This is a genomic window from Limnobacter sp. CACIAM 66H1, assembly GCF_001601825.1.
Taxonomy (GTDB): domain Bacteria; phylum Pseudomonadota; class Gammaproteobacteria; order Burkholderiales; family Burkholderiaceae_B; genus Limnobacter.
Map to the genome: position 1 here is coordinate 1 of NZ_LUJK01000073.1, position 11,231 is coordinate 11,231.

Annotated in this window: 10 protein-coding genes and 2 pseudogenes; 1 reads left to right on the top strand and 11 read right to left on the bottom strand. The window is 53.4% G+C overall.

Features of this window, described 5'->3' with window-relative positions:
• From A0129_RS14720 to A0129_RS14735, 4 genes are all read right to left on the bottom strand, one after another.
• Window positions 1-492, bottom strand: a 492-nt coding sequence (locus tag A0129_RS14720; RefSeq protein ID WP_291716168.1) for an MFS transporter, incomplete at its 3' end; no start/stop codon positions are given.
• A gap of 27 nt (window positions 493-519) precedes the next feature.
• Window positions 520-1,626: a chorismate synthase gene (gene aroC / locus A0129_RS14725; protein WP_291716169.1), complete on the bottom strand. Its 1,107-nt coding sequence runs from the start codon at window positions 1,624-1,626 to the stop codon at window positions 520-522.
• 129 nt (window positions 1,627-1,755) lie between these two features.
• Window positions 1,756-2,784, bottom strand: a complete 1,029-nt coding sequence (locus A0129_RS14730; RefSeq protein WP_291716170.1) for an NAD(P)/FAD-dependent oxidoreductase — start codon at window positions 2,782-2,784, stop codon at window positions 1,756-1,758.
• 33 nt (window positions 2,785-2,817) lie between these two features.
• Entirely contained in the window at window positions 2,818-3,291 is a 474-nt protein-coding gene (locus A0129_RS14735; protein WP_105028947.1) for a CBS domain-containing protein, read from the bottom strand.
• A gap of 145 nt (window positions 3,292-3,436) precedes the next feature.
• Between A0129_RS14735 and A0129_RS14740 the strand changes: the two genes are divergently transcribed.
• Window positions 3,437-3,757, top strand: a complete 321-nt coding sequence (locus A0129_RS14740) for an Mpo1-like protein (RefSeq protein ID WP_275271628.1) — start codon at window positions 3,437-3,439, stop codon at window positions 3,755-3,757.
• A 21-nt stretch (window positions 3,758-3,778) separates the two neighbouring features.
• On the opposite strand, the gene der is transcribed toward A0129_RS14740, so the two are convergent.
• From der to A0129_RS14775, 7 genes and pseudogenes are all read right to left on the bottom strand, one after another.
• On the bottom strand, window positions 3,779-5,104 hold the full coding sequence (gene der / locus A0129_RS14745; RefSeq protein ID WP_291716171.1) for a ribosome biogenesis GTPase Der: 1,326 nt from the start codon (window positions 5,102-5,104) through the stop codon (window positions 3,779-3,781).
• A gap of 8 nt (window positions 5,105-5,112) precedes the next feature.
• Entirely contained in the window at window positions 5,113-6,291 is a 1,179-nt protein-coding gene (bamB, locus tag A0129_RS14750) for an outer membrane protein assembly factor BamB (RefSeq protein ID WP_291716172.1), read from the bottom strand.
• Complete coding sequence (locus A0129_RS14755) at window positions 6,288-6,932, bottom strand: tetratricopeptide repeat protein (RefSeq protein ID WP_291716173.1); 645 nt, start codon at window positions 6,930-6,932, stop codon at window positions 6,288-6,290. The genes bamB and A0129_RS14755 overlap by 4 nt, the downstream gene beginning before the upstream one ends.
• A pseudogene (gene hisS, locus A0129_RS14760) lies at window positions 6,929-8,255 on the bottom strand (histidine--tRNA ligase). Before hisS ends, A0129_RS14755 begins: the two are co-directional and overlap by 4 nt.
• A gap of 50 nt (window positions 8,256-8,305) precedes the next feature.
• Complete coding sequence (ispG, locus tag A0129_RS14765; protein WP_291716174.1) at window positions 8,306-9,553, bottom strand: flavodoxin-dependent (E)-4-hydroxy-3-methylbut-2-enyl-diphosphate synthase; 1,248 nt, start codon at window positions 9,551-9,553, stop codon at window positions 8,306-8,308.
• A 66-nt stretch (window positions 9,554-9,619) separates the two neighbouring features.
• A complete protein-coding gene (locus A0129_RS14770) occupies window positions 9,620-10,711 on the bottom strand; it encodes a RodZ domain-containing protein (RefSeq protein ID WP_291716175.1) in 1,092 nt (363 codons plus the stop codon).
• 265 nt (window positions 10,712-10,976) lie between these two features.
• Window positions 10,977-11,231: pseudogene (locus tag A0129_RS14775) on the bottom strand (23S rRNA (adenine(2503)-C(2))-methyltransferase RlmN); the annotation flags it as partial.

An 11,231-nucleotide genomic window follows, 5' to 3' on the forward strand; every position in this document is an offset into this window, starting at 1 on the left:
CATGGCACAAGCCCAAAACGGATAGGAGGCAAAACCGAAGCGATCAGCCACTGCTCCGAAAACCAACACGGCCAACACAAAGCCCAGCGAGCCATACAGACGAACCTGGCCGTACTGGCCCGTGCAACCAGCACAACGCTCCATGGCATATGAATCGGACATGGGCACCAAACCCGAAATACTCAGGTTCAACAACAACACAAGAACAATGAGGTAAGAAGGTGTCTGCTGGTACCAAAATGCCAATGCTGCGAAACAAAAACCGGCAAAAGTACCCAATCTGATCCAGCGAACCCGGTTGCCAGTGTGGTCAGCCAGCCAACCCCAGGCAAAGGGGCCGACAATTCGCATCAACTGCATCATACCCAATGCCAGGGCGATCACATCCAGGCTATGTCCAATCGATTTCAGGTAAGGCCCTAAAAACGGCGAATACAAGCCAACAAATGCGAAATACGCTGCGTAAAAAAGCGCTAACCAGCCCAGTTGCAAATGCCTGCCCGCTTTTTGGTTGACGACTTAATAATTGGAAATGCCGGATGGAATTTGGGGGGTGTCCACCTGAACATCTGCACACTGCGCGCGGTGCATCAGGAGGTGATCCATAATGACTAAAGCCAGCATGGCCTCTGCAATCGGCGTTGCGCGTATTCCAACACAAGGATCGTGGCGACCATAGGTTTCCACATCAATCGGATTGCCCGCTTTGTCAATCGACTTCCTGGGCAAACGAATGCTGGACGTCGGTTTGATCGCCATGCGAACCTCAATATTCTGCCCCGTTGAAATACCGCCGAGAATACCGCCTGCGTGGTTAGACCCAAAGCCCTCAGGGGTCATCTCATCACCGTGAACCGAACCCTTTTGCGCGATGCAGGCAAAACCTGCGCCAATCTCAACACCCTTCACCGCGTTAATGCTCATCATGGCGTGGGCAATATCCGCATCCAGCTTGTCATACAAAGGCGAACCCAAACCCACCGGCACCCCAGTGGCCTGCACACGCAAGCCGGCACCACAGGAATCGCCGGACTTTCTCAGCGCATCCATGTAGGCCTCAAGCTCGGCAACCTTTTCATTGTTCGGCGCGAAAAAAGGATTGGTGTGCACATCGTCCCAAGTGGAAAACGGGATTTCCACTTCGCCGATCTGAGTCATGCAACCACGGATCTGGATACCCAGCTTGCTGGCCAACCATTTTTTCGCGATAGCACCCGCAGCCACCATGGGCGCGGTCATGCGGGCCGACGAACGTCCACCCCCGCGATAATCACGAATACCGTATTTGTGCCAGTAGGTGTAATCAGCATGACCAGGGCGAAACGTGTCCATGATATTGCCGTAGTCTTTGCTGCGCTGATCTTGATTGCGAATCAACAAGCCGATTGGGGCCCCCGTTGTCACACCTTCAAAAACGCCGGAAAGAATTTCAACCTGATCTGCTTCCTGACGCTGTGTCACGTGGCGGGAGGTTCCTGGCTTGCGTCGATCCAGGTCGGCCTGCAAATCCGCCTCAGTCAGTGGCAAACCAGGTGGGCAACCATCAACCACACAACCAATGGCGGGCCCATGGCTTTCCCCAAAATTACTGACCACAAAAAGGCGACCCAAGCTGCTTCCGGACATGCGTGTTCACTCGAATAAGCAAAACATTATTTTATCGGAATATCCCGCACCAGAACGGCGCGGGTGTTGAGCTTACTGAATTGCAACTTCTCAATTGCAACTTATTTGCGCTCAGTTGCCACTGAGTTGCTACTGAATCAAAGTGCTACTGAAGGCGTTCGACAGCTGATGCCCCAGTGTGTGGCCACTCAAAAATGCGTCTTCCACCCGCGCACCATTGAGCCAATCCCCGCAAGCACCCAACATGTGTTCCTCGCTGAAATAACAAGGCAGACCCACCGGGTTGCTGGGTAACGAATACAACCAGCGATGCGCGGTGACCGTCAAAGGCTCTTCGATCAACTGGCCAGTCACATTGCAAAACACATCCAGCAGCATTTTACCAACTTCCTCTGCCGCGTAATCCTGGTGTAGTCGAGACCAATCGGCCGTGGCCTGCAAGATCCAACGATCACCCGCAGCCCTGCCAGGTTTGGAGGAATCCCTACAAATCCACCCCAGTGGACTGTCGACCACGAAGGCCCCGTCAAAGTCCACTTTAACAATCTCGCGAGGCGTGAGCATGACAGACCAGGTGACATTGGATTCCACTGCCACAGCCAATTGGGCCAAAGGCATGTGAACCTCATCAAACAACGACACCACCTGCTCGGCCGGCACAGCACTGATCACCGCGTCAAAGCCAGATTCTACCCGCACGGTGCCATCAGCCAGGTGCAAGGTTACCTGGTAAACACCGTCAGTGCGAACAACACCAGCCACCCTGCATTGCAGTCGAATGTCGAGTCCCCGGGACATGAAACGCGCCAAACTCGCCATTCCAGGAGTTCCCACCCACCGCGTGGTGGTACTTGCATGGGGGGACGAAAGCCCGTACCCCAAATTAACCACAGAACCAGCCCAAGGTGCGACGGCACCCGCCTTGTAGGCCTGATCGATCAACTCAACAAACGCAGGGGAGGAAACCTGAAAATACTGGGTCCCATGATCAAAGCCCAAAGGCGGATCAATGTCTCGATTCAGCCAACGAGTGGGCATGCGCCCCCCCGGGCCACGACTTTTCTCATACAAGGTAACCTCGTGACCCTGCTCAACCAATTCGCGTGCGCAGGCCAGCCCCGACACGCCCGCACCTATGATCGCAACTCTTTTCTTCAATTTGATACCACCTGTACTGCATTGGTTTTCGACTCAATTGCTGCTTTCTTCCATCGGCCAATCGCGAATGTAGCCCTTCAGCATTTTGTTCTCAAACCCTTGTTCCTCGAGAACCGCCTTGGCCACGTCGTGAAATGAAATCACACCGCACAGGGTGTTTCCATCCATCACCGGCAGATAGCGCTGGTGATTCTCAAGCATCAGTTTGCGAAGGCTATCCACCTCCATATCCAGAGTGGCTACGGTGGGTTCTGTGTTCATGACCTCGCGAACCACAATTTCAGCCACGGGAGGTGTGGGACCGGTGCGATGCTCTTTTTGCCGCTTGGCCAGAACACGAATCACTTCGCGGAAGGTGACGATGCCGGCGAGCGCCCCTTTGTCCATCACCACCAGTGAGCCCACGTCATGATCGGCCATCGTAACCACGCAGTCGGACAAGTGAGTATCAGGGGTGACAGTGAATAGCGTGTTGCCTTTTACACGCAGGACTTCTTTAACTTGCATCACAAACCTCCTAAAATATTCTTATGGTCGTTTTATTCATCCTACCCGAAATGCCACAGCTTTCAAGTCCAAATTTCTGGGCAAATACAGGCCTGAAGCGGCAGGAGATGTAAACTACAACGATTAAAAATAAACAAACGGAGACATGGGCATGCCAAAAACCGGAAACAGATTTCAAACCTTTGCCGATTTTTATCCTTTTTACCTGGCGGAACACAACAATTTGACCTGCAGAAGACTGCACTTTGTGGGCTCCACAATTGCACTGGTTTGCCTGTTTAAATTGCTCACAACGGGACAGCCAATCTGGCTGCTGTATGGTCTGTTGGTGGGGTATGCATTCGCTTGGGTGGGCCACTTCTTTTTCGAGAAGAACCGCCCAGCCACATTCAAATATCCGCTTTACAGCTTCATGGGTGACTGGGTGATGTACAAGGACATCCTGACCCGCAAAATTCCGTTCTGATTTTCGCGTTGATTCTTCGCGTTAATCTTTCTTGTCAAACGGGTTCACGTTGCTTCGGAACTCAACCCGAAGCGGAGTCCCGTCCAGCTTGAAACGCTCACGGATTCGAGTCTCCAGATAACGCTTGTAATTGTCGGGAATGGCATCTAGCGCGGTGCCATGAACAATCACAATAGGCGGGTTCTGCCCGCCCTGGTGTGCGTAGCGCAATTTGGGCCTGAAGATACCTTTGCGCGGGGGTTGCTGGTGCTCGACACACTCCTGAATCAGGCGCGTCAGTTTGGGCGTTGACAACTTGGCGAAAGCCGCCGCGTGGGCCTCGTCGACTGATTTCATCATGGCCGCAATCCCAAAAGGCTTTGTCGCGGACACATAATGAAACTTGGCGTAATTCAGGAAAGTCAGCTTGCGCCCTACCTCGGCCTTGATTCGTTCCTTGCGGTAATCGTCCAGGCTGTCCCATTTGTTCACGGCCAACACCAGCGAACGCCCTGCTTCAACAATGAAGCCAGCAATAGAAGCGTCTTGATCGGAAATGTCCTGCTGGGCATCCAGCATCAGAATCACTACGTTGGCGTCTTCAATGGCTTGCAGGGTTTTAATCACTGAAAACTTTTCAACTGACTCAAATACCTTGCCGCGCTTGCGCAAACCGGCTGTGTCAATCAAGGTATAAGGCTTGTCGTTGCGCTCAAAATCTATGTAAATGCTATCCCGGGTGGTGCCCGGCATGTCGAAGGCAATTACGCGCTCTTCACCCAACAAAGTATTTACCATGGTGGATTTGCCGACATTGGGGCGCCCGGCAATGGCCACCTTGATACGACGACCACCCTCCTCGTCTTCGGGCAATACAGGCAACTTTTCGCAAGCCATGTCCATCAACTGGCGCACACCATCACCATGACTGGCTGAGATGGTTTCTGGCTCGCCAAGGCCCAACTCGAAGAAATCAGCCGCAGCCATGGAGTGGGTGTACCCCTCGGTCTTGTTGACCACGAGAATCACTTCCCGCTTCGCTTTGCGCAGTTCGGCAGCAATCACATGGTCATGCGGGGTGACGCCCTGTCGGCCATCCACAAGAAACAGCACCAGGTCTGCTTCCACGATGGCCTGCCGGCTTTGCTTGGCCATTTCGGCGTAAATACCATCTTTGGCCACGGGTTCAAGCCCGCCAGTGTCCACCACCAGGTATTCTCTAGGGCCAATACGCCCTACACCGTAGTGGCGATCGCGTGTTAAGCCGGGCTGGTTGGCCACCAGGGCGTCTCTTGTTCGGGTCAAACGATTGAACAATGTGGACTTGCCCACGTTTGGGCGCCCAACCAGGGCAATGACAGGTTTCATGTTTTACTTTACTGGACGGATATCAGGGCCACACTGCCACCACGCGATTGCACAATGAGGGCATCGGTTTCAGCAGGCACAGGCTGGCTGGCAAAAGAGGTAGAACCCACTCTTGTTCGCGCAATGGTTTTGCCGGTGTCTCGATCAATGAAATGAACATAACCCTCGAAGTCACCCACTGCGACAGCGCGACCAATCACGGTCGGTGTGGTGGGCTGGCGACGCTGGAAGTTTTCGATTTTCCAAACCTGCTTGCCGCCGCTGCGGGAAAACGCAAACAAATCGCCCAGCTCATTGGGGGCAATCATGTAACGATCGTCAACAGAGGCACCACTGGGCGCAGAAAAGTCTGTGGTCCAGATTGGACGGGCACTGACTGAGTCCAGGCAACCCACCTTGCCTTGGAATGCAGCAGCACACACTTCCCGGAAGTTATATATCGGAGTACCGGTTACGTCGGTAATGCGCTCAATTTCTGTGGTTCCACTTGGAGTCGCCAATGTGCCCTCCCACACAACGGTGCCAGCACTCAAATCAAGAGCCACCAGGCGACCACCTGGAAAACCGGCATAAACACGGGCATTGTTGACATCGACTGGAGTATTGACCCTTAGAGTCAGCGGGGGCAACTGGCGGGTGTACTTCCAGCGTTGCGCACCGTTCGATGCAGAGTAGGCAATCACGGAGAAGTCGATACCACGGACCAGAATAGTGCCTGCGGCACCCACAGGCACGCTACTGACATCAGCACCTACGCCGGTTTGCCATTTTTGTTTGCCGTTGGCATCAAACGCAACCAGATTGTTGTTGACGTCGATCACTGCAATCGTGTCAAGCGTAGCGGCCACACCCGCTTTCAGCTTGGCACCTACTTTTACTTTCCACTTTGTTTTGCCCGTGGCCCTGTCAACGGCCACCAACTGGCCCTCTTCGGACGCTGCATACACCGTAGAGTCGAGTAAAACAGGCGTAAAACTGCCTTGTTCAGAGTCGCCAACATCCACAGACCAGGCGTTGGCGATTTTCAACTGGGGTGTAAACGGCTGAAGTTCAGCCGGCTTTAAAGCATTGCTGCCGAAAGGGTTCAAGCTGCTGATGGTCGAGCCGATGGCTGCGCAGCCGCCCAACAAGGCCAGGGTGGCAACAAGAGAAGAAATTTTAACCGCGTGCTTCATTGGACGTCTCATTGTTTGGCCTCCAACTTGGGCAAGGCACTGATTTTGCGCTCGATGACCTGCTTCCACGGACTGTCAGCTTGAATGGTAGAGAGGGCCAGCTCGTATTCCTTGCGTGCCGTTGCCGCATCCTTTTGTGCCAGGGCCAAATCACCCAGCCGATCGTGGAACAGGCCTTCAAATCCGGGGTAGTTCTCGCTTAAAGCGGCCTTGGCCGCATCAAACTCAGATTGCTCAATCAAAATGCCCGCCAACATCAAACGGGCAGTTGCCACATACTCATCCAGCGTCGCTTCCTCAGAAGCCCACTTCAACGAGGCTTTCGCTTCATCCAGCTTGCCCTCGTCAAAAAATGCCTTGGCAGCAATCAACGCCCCGCGTTGTGCATAGGGTGAGCCAGCATGCTCCTCCAACAAAGTTTTCTGGATTTCTCCCACGAGTTCGATGTTTCCTTCGCGAGTTGCAGCCTCCAAGCGTTCGTAGACAACAACCGCTTCCGTGGACTGGCGTGCCTGCCACCATTTCCAACCATTGTTCAAGGCAAAGGCACCGAACACAAGAATCAACACGGTCAGAATAAAACTGCCGTATTTGGACCAGAATGCCTTCAAACTGGCCAGTTGTTCTTGTTCTTCAAGGCTGTATCGACTCAAGACTCCTCTCCTTCTCCGTAAAGCAGACCGAAAATGGCTTCGGCCAATCCCTCTTGTTTGAATTCCTGCTGCTTGCTTTCACCACGCAGCAGTTTGACTGCCGCAGTGCCCGCATTTAATTCGTTTTCGCCCAGAATAACCGCCACGGCAGCACCGCTGACATCTGCGCGCTTCATTTGGTTTTTAAAACCGCCACCACCGGCATGAAGCACCACGGCAAACCCCGCATCGCGCAACTCTTCAGCCAAAGTAAAAGCGCGGCGAGCCGTTCCTTCACCTTGATGTACCACGTACACATCCAGGTCAGCCGTGTCATCGGGCTGATTTACTTCGAGGTACAACTCGAGCAAACGTTCCAGGCCAATTGCAAATCCGATGGCTGGCGTGGGCTTGCCACCCAGAATTTCAATCAAGCCATCGTAGCGACCACCGCCACAAATAGTGCCCTGCGTACCCAAGGCATCAGTAATCCACTCGAACACAGTGAGGTTGTAGTAATCCAGACCACGAACCAGACGCGGGTTTTCAATGTAACGCACGCCCGCATCGTCAAGCAGGCGTTTGACGCCCTGATAATGTGCTAGGGATTCCGTTCCCAAAAATTCCGACAAACGCGGTGCGCCATTGACCATGTCTTGCATGGTGGGGTTTTTCGTATCCAGAATCCGCAAAGGGTTGCTATGCAAACGGCGCTTGGCATCCTCATCCAGCAGCTCGGCGTGTGCTTCAAAATACGTAATCAGTGCCTGTCTGTGTGCCAGCCTTTCGGGTGCTTCACCGAGGCAGTTGATTTCGAGACGCACATCTTCAAGGCCCATTTCACGCCACAGGCGCGAGAGCATCACAATCAACTCCGCATCAATATCGGGTCCGGCAAAACCCAGTGCTTCCACATCGAGCTGATGAAACTGCCTGTAACGCCCGCGCTGGGGGGCGCTCGTGGCGAAACACAGGCCCCATGGAGTACACCCGCTGAGGCGCGGCATAAGTCAGGTTGTGTTGGATGGTGGCGCGCGCAATACCAGCGGTAAACTCCGGCCGCAAAGTGAGTTCGTCACCATTCAAGCGATCCACGAAACTGAACATCTCTTTTTCGACAATGTCAGTGACCTCACCAATACCACGGCGAAATAGCGATGTGGGCTCCAGTACCGGAGTTTTGATCAAACGGTAACCGTATGAGGTCAACCACTCTCGAAGCATGACCTCGAGATTTTCCCAATGAATGCCCTCCACGGGCAATACATCGTTCATACCCTTGACGGATTGCAGTCGGGGTTGCTTTTTGGATTTGGATTGTTCCGGCGACTCAGGATGACTCATTGACGCATTCAACTTAATTTCTCAACCCGGTATTGTCGCCTATTCTTGGGCTACTTGTTGCCGCCAGCGTACCTTTGCTCCACATAACGCTGCACAATTGCCTGAAATTCCTGAGCAATATTCTCGCCTTTCAGTGTCACCGTACGCTTGCCATCCAAAAATACGGGTGCCGAGGGCGCCTCACCGGTGCCCGGCAGCGAAATGCCGATGTCAGCGTGCTTGCTTTCACCCGGACCATTGACCACGCAACCCATTACAGCCACTTTCATTTCCTCAACACCCACATACTGGTTTTTCCAGATCGGCATTTGATCGCGCAGATAGGTTTGAATTTGATCGGCCAGTTCCTGAAACACTGTACTGGTGGTTCGGCCACACCCCGGGCAGGCGATGACCTGCGGTGTAAAGGCACGCAAGCCCAAAGATTGCAAAATTTCTTGCCCAACGACCACTTCCTTGCACCGATCACCATTGGGCTCGGGGGTAAGCGACACACGAATGGTGTCACCAATGCCTTCTTGCAACAGCACCGACAATGCAGCAGTAGATGCCACGATACCTTTCGTGCCCATGCCAGCTTCGGTCAAACCCAAATGCAAGGGAAATTCGCTTCGCCCCGCCAGTTCCCGATAAACCGCAATCAGGTCTTGAACCTGACTCACCTTGCAGGACAACACAATTTTGTTGGCTGGCAAACCAAGCTCGACCGCTTTGTGCGCGCTGCTAACGGCAGATTCAATCAATGCCTGGTACATCAGTTGCTGTGCTGGCAGCGGATCGGCTTTCTTGCCGTTCTCATCCATCATGCGAGCCAGCAGGTTTTGGTCTAGGCTTCCCCAGTTCACGCCGATACGGACGGGCTTGTCATGTTCTGCAGCAATTGAAATCATCGCCGCAAAGTTATCATCGCGCGAACGGGCTGAACCGACATTGCCCGGATTGATTCGGTACTTCGACAAGGCCTTTGCGCAATCCGGGTATTTTTGGAGCAACAAGTGCCCGTTGTAATGAAAATCTCCCACCAATGGCACAGGGATTCGCATTTTGTCCAGCTGCTCGCGAATGTAAGGCACGGCTTCTGCAGAAGCATCGTTGTTCACCGTAATTCGAACCATCTCGCTGCCAGCAAGATAGAGAGCCTTGATTTGCAATGCTGTGTTCAGTGCGTCGGCCGTGTCGGTGTTGGTCATCGACTGCACCAAAACAGGGGCGCCGCCACCGATGGACACAACATGGTCTTTCCAGCGGACATCCACTTGATGAGTTTTGTGTCGCTTCAAGGGGGTATTTGGAATCACGATGAACTTCTGGCGAGATGGACGGGTTGCTGAAATGAGGGGGCCGATATAGCCCCCTTAAAGAATTTACTGGACAGTGATTCGAGCCACTTCTCCACGAATGGACGACGTGAGGTCAACCGGCTTACCGTTGCTGGACACACTCACAGCCTTGGCGTTACCGACGATCAACTTGAAGGGAGCCTGCCCCTTGACCTCCAGATTGCTGCCGCCGTCATTCAGTTGGGAAATCAGCACCTTGTCATTCGCGTCGCGAACGGTCACCCAGGACTGCTCTTGGAAGTTAAACCGCAACACGCTTTCAACATTGGTGGCCAAGGGGGCTGCCGCTGGCGCTGCAGCATCAGGTTCAGCGGCTGTTGTGCTGGCCGCACCGGTTGCGTTTGGTGCTGCGGTCGCGGGGGGTGCAGATTCACCCTGAGGCGCAGCAGGTTGCTGAAGTGCCGGGAACACAGCCGTATCACCGGCAGCAGCTGGGGCTTCCAGGCCCAAAGGCAAAGAACCATCCGCTGACACAGCACTCTCGGAACCTGGTGCAGTGGCCACAGGCGCCTCGTTGGGTTCGATCACCTCTGCATCACCCACTTCGGTGGTTTGACTCGACATGAACACGGGAATGTAAAATACGGCCATGACCACCACTGCTGCCAGCACAATGCCGTAGCTCAATGACTTCTTGCCTGTTTTACGATCAAAATTCAGTGTGGACAAGCGCTTGGAACTGTTGGGCATTTTTGGCTCAAGCGGCTCGGATCGCCCACTTTCGGCCTGGCCAGAACGAGCGGCTTTGACCTGGGCACTGGCCTCGGAAAACCCGAAGGACATGATGACCGGTGCAGGGTCCATCTTCAGGGCTTTGCAATAACTTTTAATGAAAGCCTTTGCAAAGGTCTCGGGCGGTAGGCGCCCAACATCACCACTTTCAATGGCCTCAAGCTGACGTTCGTTGATTTTGGTTTGAGCACTGATGTCACTCAAGGAATAGCCCGCTTTTTCGCGCGCTGCGCGTAAAATTTCACCGGGGTTTTGCCCCGACTCAAGCAGAGTCAAATTGGGGTGCTTTTCGGAGGCAGAGCTGCTGATTTGCTCCGGTTTTACATCCTGACCTGCACTGGCATCTGATGATTCAGTTTTGCTCATGGCACGATTTTCATTCATTTGGTCTTTCCAAGCGTCGGCAGGCACAAACGGCCCCGATTAATAATTGTAGTTCTTTACCGCCACCACCTTTGCAGCATAATCGAAGCAAGCCGGTAGATTCAAGCGATTTCTATGAAAATTCAATGTGTTGAGGAGTTTTTTGAGAAAGCGCCACAAGTTTGGCGACTAAAATATCATTTTTGTAATTTAATCAATACACCCTTACTGCTACAACACACATCATCATGCGTTAATTGTATGACAAAGCATGCAGGGTGTTCGCCTAGTCCCTGCGTTTGGAGGAACCCCTCAGTTCTTCCAGGGACACTGTGCTTACCAGTCGCTCTTTGACTTTCGTCCGATCCCGAACTTCTCCAGCCAATTGCCCACAGGCGGCATCAATGTCATCCCCCCGGGTTTTGCGAACTGTGGTTACTACCCCAGCTGTGCCAAGAATATCCACAAACGCTTTGATGGCCGGGCTGGTTGACTTGAGCAAACCAGACTCCGGGAATGGATTAAACGGGATCAGGTTGAA